Annotated in this window: 10 protein-coding genes and 1 pseudogene; 6 read left to right on the top strand and 5 right to left on the bottom strand. The window is 61.5% G+C overall.

All coding sequences use genetic code 11. The features are described from left to right. The 6 genes from ACP15K_RS18310 to ACP15K_RS18285 all read left to right on the top strand — a co-directional run bounded on the left by ACP15K_RS18310 (position 1) and on the right by ACP15K_RS18285 (position 15,749). Entirely contained in the window at positions 1-996 is a 996-nt protein-coding gene (locus ACP15K_RS18310; protein WP_193139013.1) for an ABC transporter permease, read from the top strand. A gap of 1 nt (position 997) precedes the next feature. After that, positions 998-2,095 carry a mandelate racemase/muconate lactonizing enzyme family protein gene (locus tag ACP15K_RS18305; protein ID WP_193139015.1) on the top strand — a complete coding sequence of 366 codons (1,098 nt, stop codon included), beginning with the start codon at positions 998-1,000 and terminating at the stop codon, positions 2,093-2,095. 107 nt (positions 2,096-2,202) lie between these two features. Then, positions 2,203-3,225, top strand: a complete 1,023-nt coding sequence (locus ACP15K_RS18300) for a zinc-dependent alcohol dehydrogenase (RefSeq protein ID WP_424991211.1) — start codon at positions 2,203-2,205, stop codon at positions 3,223-3,225. A 31-nt stretch (positions 3,226-3,256) separates the two neighbouring features. Further along, complete coding sequence (locus ACP15K_RS18295) at positions 3,257-4,015, top strand: SDR family oxidoreductase (protein WP_193139019.1); 759 nt, start codon at positions 3,257-3,259, stop codon at positions 4,013-4,015. A gap of 33 nt (positions 4,016-4,048) precedes the next feature. Beyond that, complete coding sequence (locus ACP15K_RS18290; protein ID WP_424991210.1) at positions 4,049-5,008, top strand: C-terminal binding protein; 960 nt, start codon at positions 4,049-4,051, stop codon at positions 5,006-5,008. Positions 5,009-5,456: 448 nt separating this feature from the next. Beyond that, a complete protein-coding gene (locus ACP15K_RS18285; RefSeq protein WP_424991209.1) occupies positions 5,457-15,749 on the top strand; it encodes a beta strand repeat-containing protein in 10,293 nt (3,430 codons plus the stop codon). Positions 15,750-16,071: 322 nt separating this feature from the next. On the opposite strand, the gene ACP15K_RS18280 is transcribed toward ACP15K_RS18285, so the two are convergent. The 5 genes and pseudogenes from ACP15K_RS18280 to ACP15K_RS18260 all read right to left on the bottom strand — a co-directional run. Then, positions 16,072-17,466, bottom strand: a complete 1,395-nt coding sequence (locus ACP15K_RS18280; protein ID WP_193139025.1) for a coniferyl aldehyde dehydrogenase — start codon at positions 17,464-17,466, stop codon at positions 16,072-16,074. Positions 17,467-17,571: 105 nt separating this feature from the next. Next, positions 17,572-18,219, bottom strand: coding sequence for a TetR/AcrR family transcriptional regulator (locus ACP15K_RS18275; RefSeq protein WP_424991208.1), 648 nt, complete (start codon positions 18,217-18,219; stop codon positions 17,572-17,574). A gap of 600 nt (positions 18,220-18,819) precedes the next feature. Further along, the gene (locus tag ACP15K_RS18270) at positions 18,820-19,062 is read right to left on the bottom strand and encodes a hypothetical protein (protein ID WP_424991207.1); all 243 of its coding nucleotides are present in this window, start codon (positions 19,060-19,062) and stop codon (positions 18,820-18,822) included. Positions 19,063-19,496: 434 nt separating this feature from the next. Beyond that, positions 19,497-25,529 (bottom strand): hypothetical protein, encoded by a 6,033-nt coding sequence (locus ACP15K_RS18265; protein ID WP_424991206.1) that lies wholly within the window; start codon positions 25,527-25,529, stop codon positions 19,497-19,499. After that, positions 25,447-25,972: pseudogene (locus tag ACP15K_RS18260) on the bottom strand (IS5 family transposase); the annotation flags it as partial. The gene ACP15K_RS18265 and the pseudogene ACP15K_RS18260, both read right to left, overlap by 83 nt.

Here is a 25,972-nt window from a genome sequence, read left to right as displayed (position 1 = left end):
ATGCTCGATACCAACGCATTCGACTTGCGCAGATATCTTCAGGGCAACGGCCAGTCGCTAGGTGTCTGGCTCGCGCTCGTACTCGTGATTCTGTTTGGCGCCATGCGCTACGACAACTTTGCCGGCGCCTACAACATCAGTTCGTTCCTCAACTACAACTCGATGTTCATCGCGATTGCGCTCGGCATGTGCTTCGTCATCATGACGGGCGGGATCGATCTTTCCGTGGGATCGGTGGTGGCGTTCACCTCGGTCTGCGTGGCCTACCTTTCGCCCTATGGCATCCAGGTTGCGCTACCTGGAGGTATTCTGGCAGGGATGGCCATCGGGGGCTTGAATGCCTTTTTTGTTATCGGAATGCGCATTCCACCCTTCATTGCCACGCTCGCGACAATGCTGGGTGCGAAGGGCGGCGCCCTGGTCATTTCGGGCCGGCAGACGATCTCGGTCGATTGGGGCTCCAACTTCACCAAGTTTGGAATGGGCAATGTGGGCGGCATCCTGCCTTGGTCGATCATCGTCGTAGCGATCCTGGCAGTGATCCTTTGGGTGGTCCTTGAAAAGACCTCCATCGGCCGCACCGTCGAAGCCATCGGCGGCGGCGAGGACGCAACCCGGATGATGGGCCTGCCGGTCAACCGCGCCAAGGCTTTCGTCTACATCCTGTCAGGGGGCTGCGCGGGCCTCGCCGGAGTGATCCTCGCCTCAGGCTTTGGGGCCGGCCAACCCCTGGAAGGCGTCGGCTGGGAATTGTCAGCCATCGCCTCGGTCGTCGTCGGCGGCACGCTGTTGACCGGCGGGCTCGGCTCGGTGCCTGCCACCGTCGCAGGGGCACTGCTTCTCGGCCTCGTCTTCAACATCCTCAACTTCGAGAACGGGCGCGGCGTGATCAGCATCTCGGCCTATTGGCAGATGGTCGTGCGCGGTCTGTTCCTTTTCGTCGTGATCCTCCTGCAATCGCGGGTCTCACGCACGGCCTCAAGACAAGGAGCCTAACGTGACCGGGATTCAATCGTTGCAAGCCCGCCGGTTTGCCATTCCGCTTGACGAGGTGTTGAGCGATGCCAAGCACGGCGATCACACCCATTTCGAGTTGATTACCGTGACTGTCCGGCTCACGGACGGCAGCGAGGGCACCGGCTACACCTACACCGGCGGCAAGGGCGGCCACGCAATACTCGCGATGATCGACCATGACCTGAAACCTTTCCTGCTTGGCAGGGACGGTGCGCAGGTCGAGGAGCTTCATGATGCAATGCAGTGGCACGTGCATTATGTCGCCCGGGGCGGTATCGCGTCCTTCGCCATTTCCGCCGTGGACATCGCGCTTTGGGACGCACGGTGCAAGCGCGCCGGAAAGCCGCTCTGGCAGATGGCGGGCGGGTCCTCGAACACGTGCAATTGCTACTTCGGCGGAATCGACCTGAATTTCCCGCTGCCCAAGCTCTTGGACTCGATCCGGGACTACCTGGCCAAAGGCGCGAACGGCGTGAAGATCAAGATCGGTCAGTCGACCCTTGCAGAGGACGTTGCCCGCATAGCCGCGGTGCGCGACCTGATCGGGCCGGATGTCGCCTTCATGGTCGATGCCAATTATTCCATGACGGTGCCACAGGCGATCGAAGCCGCCGAAGCGTTCAAACCCTTTGACCTGCTGTGGTTCGAGGAACCGACGATCCCCGACGACTACCTGGGCTTCGGCCGGATTGCCCGCGAGACGGGCATGCCACTGGCCATGGGCGAGAACCTGCATACGATCCACGAGTTCGAATACGCCTTCGAACAGGCCAGCCTGTCGTATGTGCAGCCCGACGCGTCGAACTGTGGCGGCATCACCGGCTGGCTGCGCGTGGCAGAACTGTCGCGCAGGCATGGCATCCCGGTGTGCAGTCACGGGATGCAGGAGCTTCACATCTCGCTGGTATCCGGGCAACCGAACGCTGGCTGGGTCGAACTGCACTCATTTCCCATCGACCGCTACACCACACGCCCCGTCGTCATAGAAAACCACCTCGCCGTCGCGCCGGATGCGCCTGGTATTGGCGTCACGTTCGATTGGTCAAGGCTGGGAGATGCCGACGATCGTGCGGCCTGACGCCCGACCGTCCAATTGCTCTGCACCTGCGAGTGTTTACGGATCGCCGAAAAAAGACCCGAGGGGTGGGAACCCCGGATTGGGTCGCACATGAGGGAAGCAACAACATGAAGGCTCTGGTTTACACAGGCCCCAACAAGGCCGAAGTACAGGATGTTCCCGTTCCGGCTGGGCGAAGCGGTGCGGTGAAGGTCCGGATGCGCTATTGCGGCGTCTGCGGCACCGATATCGGCATCTTTGCTGGCAAGCACCCAAGAGCCCAGGCCCCACTGGTGCTCGGGCATGAATTCGTTGGTACGGTCGAAGAGCTCGCTGGTGGCTTGGGGCAGTTTTCAGTCGGCGACCGGGTTGTCGCCTATCCGCTTTTTTCCTGCGGCAGCTGCCGGCCCTGCCGGAACGGGCAGCCGCATGTCTGCGAGACGCTGAAGCTCATCGGCATCGACCGCGACGGCGGCATGGCCGACTACGCCTGGATCGACGAGGATGTGCTGTTCAAGGTTCCGGAGTCGCTGTCCGATGCCGCTGCCGCGCTGGTCGAGCCGCTGGCCGTGGTGGTCCGCTCGCTGCACCAGGCGCGATTCAACCTGCTGGACACTACCGTCGTCACCGGCGCCGGGCCGATCGGCGTGCTGACCGCGATCGTGCTCAAGCATTCAGGCGCCTCGCGCATCGTGATCTCCGACGTGGACCAGGGGCGGCTCGATATTTGCGCCAAGTTCGGCTTCGAGACTGTCAACGTCGCCGTGACAAGCCTTGTCGACTACATCAACGACAGCACCAATAACGAAGGCGTCGATATCGTGTTCGAATGCTCCGGCGTCGAAAGCGCGGCGGCCGAGATGACGAAGCTGACGCGGGTCGGCGGCACTATCTGCATGACCGGCATCCACAAGGCGCCGCGCGCGGTAGACCTGCGGGACATGAACTTCAAGGAACAAATTCTGATTGGGTCGCGCGTCTACACGCTCAGGGAATTCGGCATGTCGGTGGCCTATGCGCAGGAGATCGCGGAAGACCTGGAGAAGGTCGTGACCCAGATCGTGCCGCTGTCGGGGGCCGAAAGCGTCTTCGAGATGATCGCCGATCCGTCGGTGACCACGGTGAAGGTGCTTGTGGACTGCCAGGCGTGACCGATCGGAAAGACAAGAGGACAAGAAGGCTATGACAAGTTTTGATGTAAGCGGTCGCAAGGCGATCGTGACGGGCGGCACACGCGGCCTTGGCATGGGCATGGCCGAGGCGTTGCTGGAAGCGGGGGCTGAGGTGGTGATCTTCGGCTCCGGCGAAAGCGCGAAGGCTGTTGCCGAGGAATTTCGCGGCCGCGGCTTCGCCTGCCACGGGCTGATTGTGGACCTGGCCGATGCCGCGGCGCGCGGTGCGGGCTTCGACGCGGCGCTGGCGCTGCTTGGCGGGCGGCTCGACATCCTGGTAACCGCAGCCGGTGTCCAGAAGCGGCATAAGAGCGAGGAGTTTCCGCTGGAGGATTTCGACGCGGTGCTGGAGGTCAACCTGACCTCGGTCTTCGATCTCTGCCAACGCGCGGCGCGGGTGATGCTGCCCCAGGGGCGCGGCAAGATCGTCAACATCGCCTCGCTGCTCAGCTTCTTCGGCGGGCTCACGGTGCCGGCCTATGCCGCCAGCAAGGGCGGTATCGCGCAGCTTACCAAGGCGCTGGCCAACGAATGGGCAAGCCAGGGGATCTGCGTCAACGCCATCGCGCCGGGCTACATGGCCACCGACATGAACACGGCGCTGCTGGCCGATGCCGGACGCAATGCCGAGATCACGGCCCGCATCCCGGCCCGCCGCTGGGGTGTTGCCGACGACATGAAGGGGCCGCTGCTGTTCCTGGCCTCCGAGGCCTCGGATTATGTCAACGGCGCCATCCTCCCGGTGGACGGCGGCTACCTTGGCCGCTGACACGAAAAACAATCGAACAAGGAAAATCAGCTGATGAAGATTGTCGTCTCCGATTGCGACCACGCCTCCATGCGCATCGAGGAGAAGGTCCTCGCCGATGCCGGCTTCGGATATGAGCATCACGCCTGTCGGACCGAGGACGATCTGATCGCCAAATGCGCCGGCGCGAATGTCATCATGACTCAGTACGGCCCCTTCAGCGACCGGGTGCTCGCGGCGCTCTGCCCGGACCTGGGGCTGATCGTGCGCTACGGAGTCGGGGTCGACACCATTGATCTGGACGCGGCGACTCGCCTCGGCGTGCAGATCTGCAACGTGCCCGACTATGGCATGAACGAGGTCTCCGACCATGCGCTTGGGCTAATGCTGGCGCTGGTCCGCAAGATCCCAATGATCACCAACAGCACGCGTGCCGGCGAATGGGATTACCGGATGTCCATACCGGTGCGTCGCATCAAGGACATGACGATCGGCGTGCTGGGTGTTGGTCGGATCGGGCGGCTGTTTGCCCTCAAGGCCATGGCATTCGGCGGGCGCGTAGTGCTGTGCGACCCCTACAAGCCGGACGGAAAAAGCCGAGTTCCGGGGGCCGAGCAGTTGCCATTTGACGATTTCATTGCCGCTGCTGACGTGGTCTCGGTCCATTGCCCGCTATCGGAGGAGACCAATGGGCTGATCGGAGCGCCGGAGATCGCCAGGATGCGGCCGGGTGCGTTCATCATAAACACCGCCCGGGGCGGAATCGTCGATGAGGATGCGTTAGCCGAGGGGCTGGCCTCGGGAAAACTCGCGGGCGCTGGCATCGACACTGTCGAGGTCGAACCGCTGCGAAAGGATTCGCCGCTGCGGGCGCTCGACACCTGCCTCGTCACACCCCACATGGCCTGGTACTCAGAGGAATCCGCCAACGAACTCAAACGCAAGGTCGCAGAGGAAGCCGTGCGGTTTGCCCAAGGGCACTGCGTGACTTACCCAGTCAACCGCCCGGCGTGACCCGGCCGGCCCGGATCTCGTCCGCTGGACTTCCTGACGGTCCACGAGGACGGCGCAGTCATGTCCAAGGTGCTTCTCTAACTGGCAAAATGGAGCAAGCCACATCTGATTTGGGAACGGCGATGCGAAAGTCGACCACGGTAGCGGCGGGATGAGCCTGCTGCGGGCGGCGCGAAGTGGCCTGCTGCCGTTTCCGTTTCAAGATCTCTGATTTCCTTCTCGTCGAGTATCAGCCGACCACAGGTCGTAACCTACGTCAGCGTCCAAATTTCGGGGGCAACTCAAACCAGCCTAAATTTCCTCCGCCCCAGTGCCAGGCTTTCACACCGCTGCTGGCATAAATAAAATATCAAAAACTGGGAAAACTCTGTAATGATGTGCCTCAGGGTGGATACCTCTGGTCCTTTTGAGTTCTTTGCTCTGCTCTTTCTGCACATGCGAGGATCGAATGGCCAAGAAGAACACCACCCTGAATTTCGCCGCAACCAACCAGTCGCTCTGGTCCCCGGGGGAAGCCTTCGACGGCTTCCTAACCACAGGCGACCTTCTGGTGTACGAACTGCCGAGCCTTGAAGAATTCATCGGCATCAGCAAATTCAACACCAACATCGGCGCAACAGCCTATATGGAAGCCCGGTTCGGGCTGGTGGCCTGGGCCGATATTGGTTCGACCGGAAGCTGGCAGGCGGACTACGACATCTCGGTCGACATCGACCTGCCCTATGCCGTCTATGCAGCCGATCAGATGGTTTTCGACTTCTCGGACTACTACGTGGTCTCGGCCGACATCAGTTCGATCGGCTTTGGCAACGCCGAATCCGATGATCCGGAAAAGCTGGTTACCGCAGGTCTGGACCTGGTTGCAGAGTTCAAGGCAGGTCTGAAAGGCATCGGATTTTATGGTCCCATCCCCGGCGGGGTCGATAATTTCACTTTTGGCAACATCCCTCTGATCGATCTCGACCTCGGCGGCCCGTTGTTGGACGTGTCCATTGATAAGCCGACGTACAATGCAAAAGTTGAAGGTTGGGGGATCGAGTTCTATCTGGGGCTACCCACCGGCGCAGACACCGAAGGCTCTTCCGAGGGGTCGGGCGTGGTTTCCGGGAGTGGGATCTCCGACACGCGCTTTGCAACGCTGGATGCCGATCTGGACAACATCCTGACCGAGCTGTTGGGCTATATCAAGAACCCCTACATTGCAGCAGGGGTCAAGTTTCTCGAACGGGTCGTGTTCGCGGAATACGAGTGGGAAGTCGGGGGCGGCGACATCGAGTTCTCGTTCACGATGGTTGACGTTCAAGGGACGATCGGGGTCGCGCTGAGTGAACAGGTCAGACTGGACATAACAGAACCGGGGCCTTCGATGGTCCCGGATGTGAACATTGCACTGACAACGGACAACGGCACTCCCAACGATCCGAAAGACGACACAACGGTGTACGGCAACCTTGGCGATGTGCTTAGCCTGACGGCGCCCGCCGTCGGGTATGGCAACGCGCTTGTCACAGCTGAATACTCGGTCGGATCAGGCGTGTTTTCGCATTCAGTGGGTCTGAACGTAAATTCCAAGATCACCATCGATATCCTGAGCGGCAGCTTCGGCGGCGATCTTGTGCCCGGGTTCCTGGAGTTCGATTTCGGTCCGGTCTGGGATTATGAGTTCCCCGAAGGCGGTTACGACATCGATATCGACGGTCTGTACTATGATTCCTTTCCCGTCAGCGGTTCGATCTTTGGAACCCAGACCGAAGTCTATGACGTCTTCTATGCGCACCGAAATCTAGCCCCAACCGGTTGGGACAGAAGTCTGCCGTCTGCCGAACATGCGGCCTACGGGTTCATCGAGGCTGGTTTTCAGGCCAGAACGGCCGCAGCGGATTCCTTTGATCCCGGGAATGCCTATCTCAAGAAACCTACGCAGGCAGAAGTCAGCGCCGAGGATGACTTTGTCATCGATTACTCCAACGAGACCCAGAAAGTTCTGTTCACCTGGGCAGGCGCGATCACGTGGGACTCGGTCACACTGAAATACGGCAACAAAAGCCGCGTCCTGATCGCCCCCGATGCTGTTGAAGGTGTCAATCTGACCCCGGTACGGGCTGATCTGAATATCACCTTGCCGCAATCAAATCTGACCACCGGTGTTTTCCTGAACCACGACAGCGGCATTCAGTCTCTTTACGACGGCATATTCGCGTCGCGTTTCGCGGACTCGTACACCTACGAATACAACGGCAAAACATTCACATCCCGGAACGTGGCCAATGTCATCGGCGGCGTGCGCGGGGACGTTCTGGTCTATTCCTATCACGACTTCGCAGATTCAGATGGTCAAGGCGGCGAGTTTTTCGACGGTGGGGGCAACGAAAACGATTCCCATGACCTGTTCGTCGCCAACCTCGCGACCTGGGGTACCGGGGTGTATTGGGATCTGCCGAATTCGATCCTGCGCGACAATGATGGCGACCCGAATACCATGGGCGGTGTCACGCTGGAATATGCCGGCGAATCCATTGACGTCATCAACGTGGAGGCCATGGCGATCCTGACAGGCAATCAGGATGACTATATTGTTGCAGGGACCAAAAGCGATGTGATCCTGACCAATGGCGGGGATGATATTGTCAAGCTGGTCTACTTTGTCCCCAATGGGCCTGCAGGTATGCAACCGGTTGATATTGAGGACGATTATGTGCGTCTTGGTGCTGGCGATGATGTGGCCATCGTTGAACTAGGCAACATTCCCAATCCTGGGGGGAAGTTCACCGACTACATCTTTGGCGGCACTGGCATTGATAATGTGTTTGTACGTTCTGGCGTGCAGGGACTGCGCTATGACATGTTTGATGACACCCTCGCCGGCTATGTATTCGGCGGAGAAGGTATCGGAGCAGACGATACCCACGCAAATTTCAGCTCGCTTTTGCAATACTATGGCGCAAATCTTGAAGATTACGCCGACACATACGGTGCGGATGACCCCTCATTCGGGATCGACACCAATGACGACGGCAGCGATGATTTCTTCGCACCCAATCACTACCTCCTGCTGAACGGTGGCTCGCAGCAAGGCCGGATCGAGATTTCGCGTGACGTTGAATACGTCAGTGTCAATGTCGACAGTGGCAGCGGTGGCGGCGACGACCTGATGGTCTTTCAGGGTGGCACCCGCTACGACGGCGGTGCTGGCAGCGATACGTTCATCGGTGATTTTCAAGCCTGGCAGTACGACAAGGGCGCGCGCGGCGGCCTGAATCTGGCGGTTTCGGACCAGGAATCCTATTTCGGTGACGTGGTCATCCGGAATATCGAACGCATTCACGTCATCGGCACAGACGACAATGACATCATCTCGGGTGGCGATGAGGATGACTATGTTTTCGGGGCCTACGGAAACGACTACCTGTATGGCGGGGTGGATGCAGTTGCAGACACCCTGGACGGCGGTGAAGGCAACGATATCTTTCTGTGGCAAGACAATGGCGCGGACACGATCATCGGCGGGAACGGTGTCGATACACTGAACATCGGGGCGTTCCAAAGCCCGATCGATGCTGACACCAGTGCGTTCCAGTCCGGCGGATCGCTTGGCTACACCTTCCTTGATGACCAGGGCAACGTGTTGGGGACGGCCTTCGGGCAAATCACCACCAACCTGGCAACCCAATTGAACATTCTGGCGATGTCGTCGCAGGCGGCTGTAACCCAGGCCTCATTCGGGACGGACAGTGTCAGCTACAGCGAGATCGAGAAGGTCAACGTCATCGGCTCTGAAGCCGGGGATGACATCCTGATCTATCAGGGCGGTAACCTGTATGACGCGGGCGAGGCGATTTCCAAGGATTTCGACCGCTTCGTCGCTGACTTCGGCTCTCAGAACGTCGGCATCGAATTCCGCATCAGCCCTCCGGGGAACTACAACGACGACGAGGGGTATCTCCTCGACAACGGGGTGTTCCTGCGCGGCATTGAAATGGCGACCATCCAGGCAGGCAGCGGTGTGGATCTGTTGGTCGGCGGTCAGTACGGCGACTATTTCTTCGGCGGCGACGGCAACGACATTCTGTATGGATTGGACGGCAACGACCATCTGGACGGACAGTCCGGCAGTGACATCATCATCTGGGACTCCCAAGGCTACGACGACATCATTGGCGGGACCGAAGTCGGGAACTTCTATCAGAACGGTCAGCTGGTTCAGAATGTCCAGGAAAACGACAACCTGATCATCAACGGCGGCTCCGGCCATTCCCGCGTGCGTCTGCTGGATGACACCGGTGCCGACATGCTGACCATCAACCCCAAGGGCCAGGTCTGGGCCGATGGTGGTCGCGACGCGATGCAGGAGCTTGCCGAGAAATCCCTGACCGCAACAACCTGGAAGTACTACAATTCGACACCCGGAAACCCGAACAATCGCGAAGACCCCTCCCTGAAACACGTGACCTACAGCGAGATTGAAAGCGTCGATATCGCAGGTACGGACGCCTATGACGAATTGGTCGTTTACCAGAACGGTGTGGCCTATGTGGGCGGCGAGCGGGACGGTGATCAGGATGTGTTTGTCGCGGATCTGAGGGGCTTTTCCCAGGACCTGTTCCTTGATGTGACCTACGCGTCCGGGGTCGGCTACGACATTGGCCAGGGCACGCGGATTGCCGATTTCGAACGGATGCACGTTCTGCTTGGTTCCGGCGACGACACCTTCATTGGCGGCGAACTTGTGGCCACAGCCTATGAAGGGGATGGCACAACCGCCCTTGCGGCAGGCCAAGGCAATGTCGCCTATGGCGGGCACGGGAATGACAAGCTGATCGGCGGGCTTGGCGACGACTACTTCATGGGCGAAGGCGGTAACGATACGTTCACGCATATCGGCGGCAATGACACGATCGACGGTGGCACCGGCAGCGTTGACAGCCTGACGATCAGCGGCAGCGACGATGCGCTGGAATTGGCGGTATTCAGCGTGATGGACGGGGCGACCGCCCTGGTAAACTCGGCAGTCTCGATGGTTACTGGTGTCCCGAGTTTCACCGCGTTTACGGACTTTTACACGGTCGCCACCGATGCCTGGGTGAAGGTTACGCACGGGGCAGCTTCCGTTCAATTCACCGGGATCGAAGAAACCTTCATGTCCGGCAGCGAAGCCAATGATGTGCTGGTCGGCGGCACCGCGCTGGGGGTTCTGTTTGGCGGTGCGGGCGATGACGCGCTGGTCGGGCGCGAGGGCAATGATCTGTTGTCAGGTGGCGTCGGCGACGACGTCTATGTCTTTGGCGCGAACTTTGGCACCGATACGATCGCGGGCGAAACCGCTGGATCTTCCCGGATGTTGTTCACGGCGCACACGACGAACGACCTGTCCTTCAGCTTGGACGACATCGACCTGCTTGTGACCGCAGGCACCGACTCTGTCCGGATCATGGACTACTTCAAGGGTGATCCGACCATTGGCATGAATTTCACCTTCGAAGCCATGGATGGCGCCTTCAGCAAGGATTTCTCGGGCCTTGGGGCCGTTAGTCCCGGCTCCAGCGTTGGAACTACTTATCTTGGCACGCCAGATGATGATCTGGCGCCGATGGGGACAGATCGGTCAGATTTCTTCCGCGGGTTTGACGGTGACGACTTCTTCCAGGCCAGTGCCGGTGGAGACATATTCGAAGGCGGCGCGGGTCAAGATATTGTTTCATATCAGGAGGATACAGCATCCATTCAGGTGGATCTTGGCACGCAAAGCGCCATCCACGGCTCTGGCGACCGCGATCTTCTGGTGTCGATCGAGCAGATCGAAGGATCTGATCTGAACGACAGCTTCATCGGCAACAACGCCGAAAACATTTTCAAGGGCTTTGCCGGTGACGATACGATGTTGGGTGGCGGCGGAAACGATCAGCTGATCGGCGGCCACGGCAACGATTTGATCGAAGGCGGTGCAGGCAACGACCAGATGTCGGGCGGCACGGGCGACGACACCTTGCGGGGAAGCATCGGGACCGATTTCCTTGGCGGTGGTGCTGGCAACGACCTTCTGGAGGGCGGCGATGGTGCCGACATTTTTGATGCGGGCACAGGAAATGACACGGCCCGTGGAGGGACTGGCAACGACATCTTCACCTATCGGTCTGGCCTGGACAGCTATGCTGGGGATGCGGGCAGCGACACTGTAGACTTCAACCAACTGGATATTGCCGTTCAAGTTGATTTGACCGCAGTGGACGAAGCCGTGACCCGCGACGGTGTGGATCTGGATCCGACACTCGGTCCACTTCGCACGCTGGCACAACTGGTCACGGTCGAGAATGTCCGCGGATCCATTTTCGATGATGTGCTTGTCGGTGACGGACTGGCCAACCAGCTTGACGGCGACAACGGCGACGACGTTCTGACCGGCGGCGCAGGCAAGGACATCCTGATCGGCGGCGGTGGTTTTGATACCGTGGACTACAGCCGTGAAACAGGCTCTTCCGGGATTGTGCTCGACCTCTTCACGCCGGGGCAGGAAACGGCTGTGGACACCCACGGTGACGATGATGTGTTGTCGGGCATCGAAAACATTATTGGCACGCAGTTTGACGACATAATCAACGGCGGTGTTCGGGACAACATCTACTGGGGCGGCGCCGGCGACGACATTCTGGACGGTGATCTTGGCAATGACGCCCTGTACGGCGAGGCTGGCCAGGACACGCTGTTCGGCGGTGACGGCAACGACATGCTCAGCGGCGGTGATGATGCTGACACCCTCTATGCGTATGCCGGCAACGACCTGTTGATGGGCGGCGCTGGCGATGACGTTCTGGATGGCGGGGATGGGCTCGACAGCGCTTCCTACACCGACACGACGGCAGGTGTATCGGTTGACCTCAACGCCAACACGGTTACCGGTTCCGAAATCGGGACGGACACATTGATTGACATCGAGAATGTCATCGGCGGCACAGGTGACGACACGATGCTTGGCAATGCGTCCGCCAATACGTTCTCGTATTTCGGTGGCATGGACACCTATGACGGCGGCGGCGGTGTTGACGCTGTCAGCTACCAACAGTTCACGTCTTCGGTTCTGGTCGATCTGTCTGCCAGCAACGAAGCGCGTACAGCCGATGGCACCACGCTTCCGACATCAGGCCTGCGGACGATCGGACAGTTCACCAGCATAGAATCCGTCATCGGCTCGCAGTTTGATGACCATCTGGTGGGTGACGGCGGGGACAACACCCTGGTTGGCGCGAGTGGCAATGACCTTCTTGACGGCGGCACGGGTGGTTCTGACACGTTGGCCGGAAACGATGGCAACGACCGGTTTGCAGGCCACATTCATTCCGGCGTGACCACCTATTCCGGCGGCTATGGCTCTGATACGCTTGATTATTCAGGCGCAACTGGTGCCGTGACTGCAAGTCTTGATATCGGGGATGGCAATGACATCGTCACCGAAATCGAGCGTCTGATCGGCAGCCAATACGCAGACACCTTGCTTGGCAACGCCCTGGACAACGTCCTGAACGGGGGCTTCGGCAACGACACGATTGCTGGCGGATTTGGCGATGACCTGATTGTCTATGCCGGTGGTGAAGACATCGTCATGGGCGGTGACAGCAACGATACGCTTGACTACTCGGGCCTCGGATCTGCGATTGATGCCGATCTGTCGAAAACCACCCAATCTGTCACGACGGGCGATAGCACCGATTGGACTACAGGGGTTCAACGGGTTCTGACCACCCTGCCCGACAGCGACGTCGAAAGCGTGATCGGCACAGACTACGATGACCGGTTGCGCGGCACCGACGGCGGCAACATGTTCAGTGACGGCGGCGGTGACGATGAAGTCTACGGAGACGCCGGCAACGATGTGTTTGCCTACGGCGGAGGTTTTGACACCTGGGTCGGCGGAGCGGACAGCGACACGGCCAGTTTCTCGAATGTGGCAACCGGTGTCGGCGTTGACCTGACATCCACCGGGACCGGTGCAAACACATTGGCGACGGCCAGTGCCGCCGCGGTCGGTCTGGCCGTTCTTTCAGAGATCGAAAATGTCGTCGGCTCCCAGTTTGCGGACGTCCTGACTGGTGACGATTTGGCCAACATCCTTGATGGGCTTGGTGGCGACGACTTGATCGAAGGTGCAGACGGCGACGACATCCTTTCAGGCGGCGATGGCAACGATACGATGATCGGAGGCGCGGGTGCGGACCAGTTCGTTGGCGGCGCCGGGGTCGATACCGCAAGCTTTGCATCTGCAAGTGCACTGGTCGCGCTGGATCTCGGTACCAACCAAGGGACCCAGGGCGATGCCGCCGGAGACAGCTTTGCTGGTGTTGAAAACGTCATCGGAACCGCGTTTGACGATGTGATCGCGGGTGACGGTGAAGACAACCGCCTCGACGGCGGTGATGGGGATGACCTGTTGTTTGGCATGTCCGGCGATGACACGTTTGTTGATGGGGCTGGCGATGACCAGATTGCCGGGGGCGATGGCAACGACATCCTGGTCCATACCGGCGGCACAGCCAAATTCGACGCGGGTCTGGGCGATGACGTGCTGGATCTGTCAAAGGGTCAATCGGCAGTGGTGGTGGATCTGGTGGAAGCGCCTCTGGCCTCTGAGGGGGGTGCATCGCGTGCGGTTGCCGCCACCACCGACACGTCAAGCTGGATCCTGCAATCCGGCGGAAGCCTGAGAAATATCGTTACGATGACCTCGACAGAAGCGGTCATTGGAACGGACTTCGATGACCATCTTACAGGCAACACATATGCCAACGCCCTGGACGGTGGCGCCGGCGACGATGTTCTGGATGGCGGCGGTGCGTCTGATCGCCTGACCGGCGGTTCGGGCTTCGACGACTTCACCATCAGTGCACATGACGGCATCGTCACGATCACGGATTTCGACGTCACCCAGGACACGCTGGATCTGCGCGCCTTTGCCCAATCCGAAATCGACGCAGCGTTTTCCAATGCGGAATACGTCTCCGAGAGTTTTGGCTTTGGTGATCCGATCGCACTTGAATTTGCCCGGATCAACCCTGACTTTGCTGCGATCGACTTGTCCGATCTTGCGCTTCCTGTGACGATTGTCAGCACGATCATCAGCCTGAGTGACACACAAATCGTCCGGCTGGTCGGCGTGAACCAAACCCAGTTTGCGCGTTTGCAACTGACCGGCGCCAACAACGCGCCCCAGGTTGTCGACGATAGCTACTCGGTCGACGAAGACGCTACGCTTACGGTATCTGCCGCCGGAATTCTGGCCAATGACTCCGATGTGAACGGGGATACGCTGTCTGCCTCGGTCAAAACCGGGCCCACGAACGGCAGTGTGATGCTCAACGGCGATGGCAGCTTCACCTATACGCCCAACGTCGGTTTTTCTGGCACAGACAGCTTTACCTACATCGCAAACGACGGAACCGACGACAGCAGTGAAGCAACCGTCACCTTGACGGTAGTTCCGACAGCGCCAATCCTGACGGCCCCTGCAGGAGGCGGAACTGTCAACGGCACGAACGTAGCCGAAGACATCCGAGGCAGTGACGGCCCGGATCACCTGAACGGGTTTGGCGGCGACGATGTCATCACGGGCGGCAATGGCGACGATATCATCGACGGCGGCGGCGGGTCAGACAGCTTGTTTGGCCAAGGCGGCAATGATCACCTGATCGGCAGCTATGCGGATGACCTGCTGTTTGGCGGCTCTGGCAACGATATTCTGGAGGGCAGCGACAGCCCGGACCAGTTGTTCGGTGGCAGCGGTGCAGACACGATGGACGGCGGCAACGGTTCGGATCTCTACGTCATCGACCAATTCGACACCGTCAACGACACCGGCGCCAATGGCTACGACAAGGCGCAGATCAGCAACGCAGCGGGCATTTCGGTGTCGCTGAACGGCTGGAGTGGCCTCGAGCGGATCAACGGGTTCTCTGGCGGCGACCAGATCGACGCTTCAACGGTGGTCCAAGGGCTCCTGATGTTCGGCGATGATGGCAACGACACGTTGATCGGCGGGCGTGGCAATGACGTGCTGATCGGTGGCGACGGCAATGACATGCTGACCGGCAACGATGGCAATGACATCATGTTGGGGGCCGCAGGCAACGACACGTTCGACGGCGGTGCAGGAAATGACGTCTTTTATATCGGTGAAAGCGGTGATGTGGTCAGCGATGGCGGCGCCGGGTTCGACAAGGCGGTGATCTCGACACCGGCGGGTATTGCCTTGTCCGTTGGGTCATGGCTGAACGTCGAACGGATCAATGGCCTGACGGGCGACGACAGCATTGATGCCACAGGCATGGCAACGTCAATCACCCTGGTGGGCTCGGACGGCAATGACACGCTGACTGGCGGCGACGTGGGAGACGTCTTTTTTGCTGGCAACGATGACGACGCGATCTTCGGGGGCGGCGGGGCCGATGCGATCATTGCAGGCGCCGGCAATGACACTTTGGACGGCGGCATCGGCAATGATTTCTACTTTGGCGGAGCTGGCGCGGATATCTTCGTCTGGACCGACAATTTTGGCCGGGACGTGGTGAAGGACTTTACCGATGGCGTCGACCGTCTGGATTTCTCGGGCCACAGCGGGGTGAACAGCATGGCCGATGTGAGCGTGACCCAAAGCGGCAATCACACGATCATCACGCTGACCAACAGCACCGACAAGGTGACGTTGGCCGACACGCTGTCCACCACGGTCACCAGCAGCGATTTCGACTTCGTGTGAGGGGACGGCCTGCATGGTCTTCTCATCAAGAACCGGGGCCCCTGGAGGAAACGCTGATCCGGAACAGTCCACCATTGCCCCCTGACCTGAGCATGCCCAGGCATCCGTTCATCACGACGTTCAGCACCCTGTTCAACACGTCATAATGACGGACACCCAGAAGCAACTCGATGTGATGTCAATGTTGCCCTGCCTGTGCTCTGCCCCCTGAAAGCCGAAAGAAAGCCGGGGCTCAGGTCACCATCAGAAGACCGATGCCAGAGGCTCCGCCCGCAGTCAGGGCTGTACGGCCGGACATTTCGGTCATGGTGTGCGTCCTCGACTAGCGGCCAAGAATTCGGATGGGGAGTTCTGCCAACCTGCCGAATGGCGGGCCCAGCACTTCAAAGGCGTTGAAAAAGCCAGGTTTGAAAACGGAACGCGCATGGCTCATCCGGCGAAACCCGTCGCGTCCGTGACAAGCGCCGATGCCACTGTTTCCGACGCCGCCGAAAGGCAGGTCATCCTGCGCGATATGCAGCAACGTGCCATTCAGAGTCACCCCGCCCGAGATGGCTGTGTCGAGGATCGTCTGCCGTGCCTTGCGGTCCCCTGTGAAGGCGTAAAGCGCAAGGGGCCGCGCGCGGCGGTTGATGAACGCAAGCGCATCATCCAGCGATTTGTAGGGTACAATGGGCAGGATCGGGCCGAAGATTTCCTCGTTCAGCAGCAAGCCCTCTTCAGACGCGCCGATGACCAGGGTCGGCGGGAATTTTTCACCGTAGTCCCCCGAAGGCCGCAGGATGGTTGCACCGCTGCCTTGCGCCTCCTGCACAGCGTCCACCAGACGGGTCCGGTGTCGCGCGGTGATGATGTTGGCGTAGCCGCCCTTTGCATTTGTGGCGGGAAAGGCGGTTTCGATGCGCTTGATCATCTCAAGCGCGAGTGCCTCGGCCTTTCCTTCCGGCACCAGCACATAGTCAGGCGCGATACAGGTCTGGCCGGCATTGGTGAACTTACCCAGAACAATGGAGCGCGCGGCCTTGTCCAGTGGATAATCCGGTGCCACCACGGCCGGGGACTTGCCCCCCAACTCCAGCGTGACGGGGGTGAGGTTGGCCGCTGCCGCCTGCATCACCTTGCGCCCCACAGCGGTTGAACCGGTGAAGATCAGATGATCGAACGGAAGGGCGGAAAACTCCTGTGCGACTTCGACGCCGCCGGTCTCGACCGTCACCACATCCGCGTCAAAATAGGTCGCGACAAGCCGCTGGAGCAGGTCGGAAAATCGGGGCGTCAACTCGGAGGGTTTGATCATGGCGCGATTGCCTGCGGCCAGGGCATCAACCAGTGGCCCGAGGGCGAGCAACAGCGGGTAGTTCCACGGCGAGATGATCCCGATTACGCCGAGAGGCTCATGACGCACCCAGGCCGAGCCGGGCTGGAACGGCCAGGCGACGTGGCGGCGCTCGTCGCGCATCCAGCGTTTCAGGTGGCGCGAGGTGAACCGCACGCCTCTGAGAAGCGGGACAATCTCAAGCAGTTCCGTCTCCTTACGGGGGCGACCGCCGAAATCGGCATCAATCTCGCGGGTGATGTCGTCGCGGTTCTCGACCACCATGCGCCGCAGCGCTGCAAGACGGTCCCTGCGCGTTGCCAGATCGGGTAGACGGTCACTGCGGGAAGCCGTGTGCATGATCCGGAAGGCCGGAAATTCGAGGTGCACTACATCTTTCATGAACGGGCCTTCTCTTCCGCAAATGTCAGGGCGTCCGTCCACCCCTACTGGCTTGCACATGCAAGAGGATGGACCCCGGACTGTCAGACCAGCTATGCGATGTACCTAGGAAAACTTGAGGGTGGTTTCAAGTTTTCCATTTTGCACCCGTTCGATGCCGCCAATCACCAGACTGGCCATCATCCTGGCGATATCCTGCGTTTCAACGGTACCGTCGCCTTGCAGCTGGATCACAGCCTCGAGCGCAATGGACACAACAATCCGTGCGATCAGTTCAACCTCGGGCGAGTCAGGGTCCAGCCCCGGCAGACCGCGCACAACATCTTGTTTAATATCGGAAATCACCCCTTCTGTTCCGTCCAGCCCGTAAAGTGCGGAACGGATCTGGTGTTGATTGCAGGCGATAAATGCGCGCGCACCATCCAGAGTGAGGATGTAGTCAAGCAAATCCTCGTAGGAAAGCAGGAGCATCGTCTCAAGGTCATCAGACTTTGCGCGTGCATTCGCCGTGATCGACCTGATCCTGTCGAGCATCTCGGCGAGGATCTCTTGAAAAACTGCCTCCTGGGTGCCGTAGTAGTTATAGAACGTGCCTGTCGAGATATCGCTGGCACTGACAATCTCTGCGATCGAGGCCCGCCCCAGTCCATGACGGGAAAAAACTTCCCAGGCCCCGGCCCGAATACGTTCGCGGGTCTTGCGGGCCGTGGTTTCCCGTTTGCTTGATGGCTTGTAGGTGCGTGGGGTCGTCATGGCGCGCTATCCTCGTGGCCGTGCTTGATATGACACGACAGCGCGATCCACCGATCCATATTCCCAGACCATTTGAACGGATCTCGCTTCGCGCACGTGATCGCATAGGCCTACTGCTTCGGATCCGTCATCGCCAGCCCCGCCCGACAACCATGGCAACAGATTCACGCATCTCTCGATCAGGTGCGCCTTTCCCAATGCAACGGATCAAGGCGTTTGACAGGCCATTTGCGCGGACTGATCTGCACGCCGCCCTTGGCGATTGGCCGGCAAAGCCGAACCCTCCGTTTGTGCCCGGCCACGAAGGTATCGGCATCGCGGCAGAGGTCGCAGGTCTTGTGGAAGCGGCAACGTAACCCTTGGCCTGCGAGACCCCGTCGAACTGCAACCCGGCATCGCTCCGGGCTGTTTCTGCAGGTCTTCCGAACAGAAGATTGACCCGATGACCATCAGCCGATGGCAGACAGAATGATCGGGCGCACTCGTGCTGCCCTCTTCCCGCTGTCCGCACCGTGACCCGCATTCTGTGCCGGTGGGTAATGTGGTGCCAAAGGCCGCCTCAGAAGTTGACCCTGTCGCCGCCCGTGCGCTGCGGGCCAATCACGTGGCCAGCGGATGGTCATTGGCCTGGGTGTCAGGGCCGATAGCCTTCACGTCTTTCTCGACCCTCCATTCGGCAGCCGAAAGCACCAGACACGGACAATCGGCAAAGGAATCGCCTTCCTTGTAGTCAAGGTGACAGCCGGTATTGATGATCGGCACCTCGACGAGGAAGCGCGTGCCCTGCACCAGTTGGGCGGGCGCATTGATGCGCATGGTGGTGGGGATGCGCCGGATCAGCACGCCGGACTTGGCCGTAGACCAGGCCCGAACCCTGATCGCGCAGGAAGGCTGGGTGTCGGAAAGCGCAAGCGCGGCGCTGTTCAATTGGCTTGAAGATAACTGCGAAATGCGGGCTGGCCCATGACATCAACGAACACACCGCTGGCATCTCGGCCATCGGCTTTGCCTGCGCAGATCTGAGCGGCCGCTACCACGCGATTTCAGTACCTGTTCCCTCCTTTCGAATTGACGCGCTCAAGGCACGACTGGAAGGCGCACTCAACGATACGCGCGCCACGGTACTGAACGAGTTTTCCTTCGAACACCGACGTCGTGTGCCGGGGCCGCCCCCTCAGGCGAGACCCTGGGGGCCGATCCCATGGCGCCTTCCAAGAACGGCACGGCAAAAGAACCCTCTGCCCGCGCCGTCATTTTTCCCATGTACCGTTGGCTGCTCAGAACCTCTTGGTGAAGCGCAGCAGGCCACGATGGCTTTGGTAATCGTCACCGACCGAGCCCTGATATTCCACCTTGATGTCCATCCCAGCCGCTGCATTGGCAAACGACAGCCCAAGCCCGAGTTGGCCCACGACGGGCGCAATCGGCACACTGGTCGAGAAATTGCCCGCTCCGGCAGGTGCCTCAACAAGACGTGCTGTGGTTGACCAGTCATCCTCGGACGACAGGCTGATGCCCAATGACGTCGCGGCGCCGATGTCCCAGCCGCCCTGCCGAACCATGCGCGTGCCGATCTCGACCGATGGCGTGACCACGATGGCGGTGGCCGACCCGGAAGCAACATCAAGATCGAAGATCCCGGCACCGCTTTCCGTGTAGCCGCCAGCGCGCGTGTGCACGAGATCGATGTCGAGGATCGGCATGACATAGCCTTGTGGCGTGTCCGCCATGGTATAGGCGGCCCGAATGCGTCCGCTCAGCGTGTTGAGGTCGGACTCGCCCGTTGCCGTGCCGGTGAACCCCGGCACCGAAACACGCCGTTCCGTGTCGAAACTGCCCCAGCTGCCCCCCAGCGCGCCGGACAGCGTGAAGTTGCCAAAGCGACGCCCCACCGACACCGCCAGAAACCCGTTGTCCCCTTCGACGCTCGAAAGACTGTTGTTGCCGGTGTAGTTCGAATGTTCGTAGCCCGCGGCGAAGCCCGCGATCCAGTCTTCATTGACATCGACCTGCGCACCGCCGCTGAAGCCATAGGTCGTGCCGTCATAACCATTGGTGCCGGACTGGTCCGTATAGCCCCGGCTGCCGTCGGCCCAGTAACAGTTTTCCCCGTCTGCCGAGAGGGACATCCCAAGGCGACGCGCGCAATTCATGGCACCGTCCAGCCGCCCGCGCGTCAGCGGCACCTGCGCCGCCGCCATCGCCTGGGATGCACCCGGGGTCAGGGATGACAGGGCCTGCGCATAGGCCGTGCCGCCGCCCGAATTGCCGGCCAGCACGTTCATGTTGGCCAGCAGCGTCCCATAGCTGCGGGACCGATTGTCGAAGATCGCATCAAGGTGCGCCCCGGCGCTGCGTTCGCTGGCGGTCAGGGACGCGGATGCGCTGCCAAAATGGGTATCGGCGACACTGAAGGCGATCCCATTCCCCACAAGTTCGGCCGCGAAATCAACCGCGGCAGTGCCGATCACCGTCGGCGCCCCGGTCAGCGTGCCACCCGCCGACACAAGGGTCACCGCGCTGTCCTTCAGAAGCGTCGTCGCATTGATCGCGATCGCCCCGTTCACCGTCGCGTTGCCGGCCACCTGCAGGCTGTCACTGCCCGCAGGATTGACGAAGTCGATGGTCGCTTCGGTGATGCCTGCGCCGGTTTGAACGAAGTTTCCACCGATGCGAAGCGTGTGACCGCCGCGACCGTTGCCGATGACCAGACGCCCGTTATTGACCACATTGGCAGCGTATAGCCCGGCGCCGCGCAGGGAATTGCGGCTGTTGTTGGTGATCGTCCCCGCGACCTCGCCCCGGCTGTCGCGAAGTAGGATATCGCCGATCACGGTTCCATCCTGAACCAGCACATCCGTCGTGCTGCCATTCACCGTGGTTCCGTTGGTGGTATAGGTGATCGCGGTGCCCGACTGGGCCGTAACCGTGGCACCGTTGGTGATGGTCACGGTATTTCCGGTGCCGGAGGCGACCAGAATGCCGACGCCCGCGCCGCTGCCGCCGGTCACATCCGCCGACACGTTGACGGCCACGGTACCGACATCGGTGCCGGTGTTGGCCGCGCCCATGCTTTGGGCGAAAATACCCACCGAGTCTGCGCCTGTTGCCGAGATGGCGCCCTGCGTGGTGACGGTCACGTCGCCTGACCCGAATGCAGACCCCATGTCACCGGCCGTGGAGCCTGCGAAAGTGCCGCTGCCATCGCCGCCAAGGCCACCGCCGCCACCGATGGATTGCGCAATGATCCCGTGTGCCATTGCCCCGGTCGTCGTGATCGTGCCGTCCACGGTGACGCTGACAGCACCGCCGACACCATCGGCCGATTGAAGAAAGCCGGGTGTGACGTCGAACGGGCCGACCGACAGGTCACCGCCGATGCCACCGCCGCCGCCGATGGATTGCGCGATGATCCCGTGTCCCCCGGAGCCGCTGGTCGTGATGGAGGTTCCCGACGTCAGGTCAAGGCTGACAGCGCCGCCGTTGCCGCCGTTGCCGCCAAACCCGCCTACCTGAACGCTCTTGACGCCATCGGCGCTGCCAACACCGCCAATGCCCCCGCCCCCGCCGATGGACTGGGCAACAATGCCGAAAGACCGGTCGCCAGTGGTCTGGATGGTGGACCCAAACGTCAGCGAAACGTCGCCCGCATCGCCCGCCGAGCCGCCCTGCCCACCGACGATGATGGCCACCGAATGACTGCCTGCGTCATCCTGCGATGCGGCGCTGCCGGCCCCGCCAATGCCGCCGCCGCCACCGATGGACTGGGCAATGAGCCCATGCGAGTCGTCGAGACCAGTTGTGATGTCGATAAAACTGTTGCCCGAGGCCGGAATGGTCACGGTGCCGCCGGTGCCGGAAGTCCCGCCACTGCCGCCGACGCCGCTGCCGACTGTCAGCGTGCCCGCAGCCATGGCAGATCCATCACCGCCTTGCCCGCCGCCGCCACCGATGGACTGCAGGACAAGGCCGTTTGCCATGTATCCCAACGTGATAACCGAGGCGGTGCCGCTGGAAAAACTCGCCGTGACGGGGCCGCCATTGCCCGCCGTCCCGCCGGTTCCGCCTACGGCAATGTTGACCTGCGCGGTCTCGCCGGTACCCGAGGCCATGGCCGTGCCGCCCGTACCGCCACCGCCGCCGATGGCCTGAACCACGACGCCGTCAGCCCAGTCACCGGTTGTCTGGATCTCGCCGTTGTAGTCGAACGTCGCGCCACCGCTGCTGCCGCCGGTGCCGCCCGCACCGCCGACCGCGACGGTCAGGGACACATCGATATCGTCGTCGCTGTCGTCCTGGGGCGCGAAGGCCGACGGGCCGCTGCCGCTGTCTTCACCGGCCGACCCGAGACTGCCGCCCAAACCGCCGCCACCGCCAATCGACTGGACTAGAAGGCCGTCCGCATCGACCCCTTTGGTCTGGATCCCGCTGCCCGAGATGCTGTTCACCGTGACCAGGCCGCTGCCCCCGCCCTGACCGCTTTTCATGCCAACGTTGACGGTCACCGTCCCGGTGTACGTGTCGTTCTCGTCGTCTTCGACGGCCTCTTCGCCACTGCCCTTGATACTAGCACCGAGCTGAATCTCTCCGCCCTGCACGGTGCCGCCGCCGCCGCCGATCGATTGCACAACCGCCCCGCGCGACCCCGCGCCCGAGGTCAGGATCATGCCGTCCTGGTAGAGTGTGAGATCGGCGGTGCCGCCTGTCGCGCCGCTCTCGCCGCTTTCGATGATGCCGCTTGATCCCAGATCGAAGGTCAGCGCCACTGTTGCCGCGCCGCGGATCGTATCGGTCTTGCTTGACGGGACGCCGCTGTTGCCGCCACCGCCGCCGATGGACTGTACGACCACGCCGTTCGAATAGGCATCGGTGGTGGTGACAACCGACGGGATTCCCGCCGGTGTCGAACTGCCAAGGGCCACGCTGGCCGTCCCCCCGTTGCCACCATTGCCGCCCGCACCGCCAAGGGCGCCGTTGATGGTCAGGCCGTATTGCTGGGTTGAATCCGGGATTGTCGTCGTCGCGGTCGAGGCATCGCCACCAGACCCGCCGCCACCACCAATGGACTGGGCCAACACGCCATGCGCACCGGCACCATAGGTCAGGATCGAGGATTGATCCGACAGGGTGACCGAGGCTGCCTGACCGTCTCCGCCCGCACCACCGCGACCGCCAAGTGCAAATTGCGCGTTGAGCGTCACCGTGAAGTCCGGATCGGTCGGGTCGAGCGGCACACCCGTTGTAATGGCGCTGGCCGCGGTCGCACCGCCGGTGCCGCCGCCACCGCCAATGGACTGCGCAAGAATGCCGATGGAATCGTTCGTCGTGGCCGGGTTGCCGCCGCCGGTCGAGATGGTTGTTTGCTCGGTCAGCGTGACAGCGACATCGCCACCGTCGCCGCCGGCGTTGGCAAGCCCGCCGACGGTCAGGCCGATGTTGAGGAAACTGGCAGCCTTGCTGGTACCCGATCCGCCCGACCCGCCGCCGCCGCCAATGGACTGCGCGACGATCCCCGCCGAGAGCGACTCTTCGGTGGTGATGTTGGAGTTCGACAGCGTCGCTGTGACGGCGCCGCCCGCGCCTGCCGCCGATGCGGACCCCCCGATGGCAAACTGGAACGTGTCAAGAATGCCGCCGGTTTGCGCATTGCCCCCGGACCCGCCGCCGCCGCCGATGGATTGCAAAAGCAGACCCGCCGAAGAGGTGCTGACCGTGCGCACACGCGCCCCTTCCCCGTTGGTGACCGTGACCGAACCGCCGTTGCCGCCGCCGCCGGACTGGCCGCCGATCGCAGCGCCCGGAATGCTGAAGATGCCGATGCCGAAGGCGCTGCCGCCCGCACCGCCCCCGCCGCCGATGGATTGGGCCTGAAGCCCCGGTGCAAAGGTGCCGTTGGTCGACAGGGTTCCGATGGCCGTGACCTCGACCCTGCCGCCGACCCCTGCGCCACCGCCGGCCGACCCGATGGCAAGCACGCCGGTGCTGCTCGATCCCGAGGTTCCCGCCGCACTGCCGCCCCCGCCACCGACCGATTGCGCCAGAACAGCAACCGCCGCATCGCCGGTTGTGCTGATCGAGCCAATGTTGGAGACGGTCGTCGATCCCGCCGCCGTGCTGCTGTCGCTGCCCCCGGTCGCACCGATACTCACCGTCGCGCCAGAGACACCCGCCGACCCGCCACCGCCGACGATGGATTGGGCAAGTATACCGGTCGCATTGTAGCCTTGGGTCGTGATGGTGCCGTCATTGGACACCGATACGGCACTGCTTGATCCACCCGAGCCACCCGAACCGCCCAAGGCGATCACAAGCCCGTCCGCCGCGCCGCCCGCACCCCCGCCACCGCCGATGGACTGGGCAAGGATGCCATTGGCCTGCGCCCCTTTGGTGTTGATGGTGCCATTGTTGAGGATCGACACCGTATCGCCCGATCCCCCCGTGCCGCCCGATCCGCCCGAGCCGCGCAGGAAGTTGCTGAAGTCCCCGCCATCGCCGCCACCGCCGCCGATGGACTGGGCAAAGACGCCGGCCCCGAAATCCAGTCCTGCACTCATGTCGTTGGTGCCATCGGTGCTGATGGTTCCGCCCCCGACGGACACGCTGACAGCGCCGCCGTTCCCGCCCGATCCACCGTCACCCGGATTGCCGGCAAACTCGTTGCCGTTGCTGCCCAGGCCGCCGACATTGGACAGCGACTGCGCGACAATGCCCCGGCCGCTGTCCTGTCCCGCGGCAGAACTCTGTGCGGTGATGGTCAGAGTCTGAGACGGATTGACGTTGACATAGACGCTGCCACCGGAGCCGCCGTCGCCACCGGTAGAGTTGTTGGCGTTCGACAAGCCCGCGCCGCCCTGCCCGCCCTTGCTGAGCGCAAAGATGGCGTCGGTGTTGATGCCGGTTGCATGGATGGTCGCGCCGACGGAGACATCCACCGTGCCGCCGTTGCCGCCGCTGCCGCCGGTTTTCTGCGATTGGCCGACGCCGCCTTCCGCGCCCTGGGAATGGGCAAAGATGGCGGCACTGCCATCCGGCGCGGCGCTTGTTCCGGTATCCTCGACAGTGATCGTGTCGATGGCCGTAACGTCGACCTTGCCGCCCGCACCGCCGGGTCCACCGTTCTCGATGAAGGCCGAGACGCCGACGTTGTAAGCCCAGCCGCCATCGCCGCCGCTGCTCTGGGCGTGGATGCCACGTGTCGCCCCGCTAGGGTCAGGACTCGTTCTTGTCTCAAAGCCAGAACATGACGGTTGCGGCCAATGCGATGGCTGAGAGGAAGACTTTTGGGCATCGGTCGTAGCGAGTGGCCACACGCCGCCAGTCTTTCAGTCTTCCGAACATGATCTCGATGCGGTTGCGGCGCTTGTATCGACGCTTGTCATACTTGATGGCTGTCTTGCGCTGCTTTCGGCCGGGGATACAGGCTCGTATCCCCTTGTCTTTCAATGCTTCTCTGAACCAGTCTGCGTCATAGCCCCGGTCCCCGAGCAGCCACTCGGCATTCGGCAGGCTGCTCACCAATGCCCGTGCGCCGATGTAATCGCTCACCTGCCCGGCGGTGACGAAGAGATTGATTGGTCGCCCCAGGCTGTCGCAGACGGCGTGCAGCTTTGTATTCATACCGCCCTTGGTTCGGCCGATCAGGCGGCCACGCCCCCCTTTTTAACGCCCAGGCTGGACGCGGTGCGGTGTGCCTTCAGATACGTCGCGTCGATCATCACGGTCTTTTCTTCACTGTGTTCGGCGGCCAGCCCAG

It is taken from the genome of Fluviibacterium sp. S390, assembly GCF_049800695.1.
GTDB lineage: Bacteria > Pseudomonadota > Alphaproteobacteria > Rhodobacterales > Rhodobacteraceae > Meridianimarinicoccus.
Note: the sequence above shows the minus strand (reverse complement) of the source record. Positions and strands in the feature narration are given on the sequence as shown.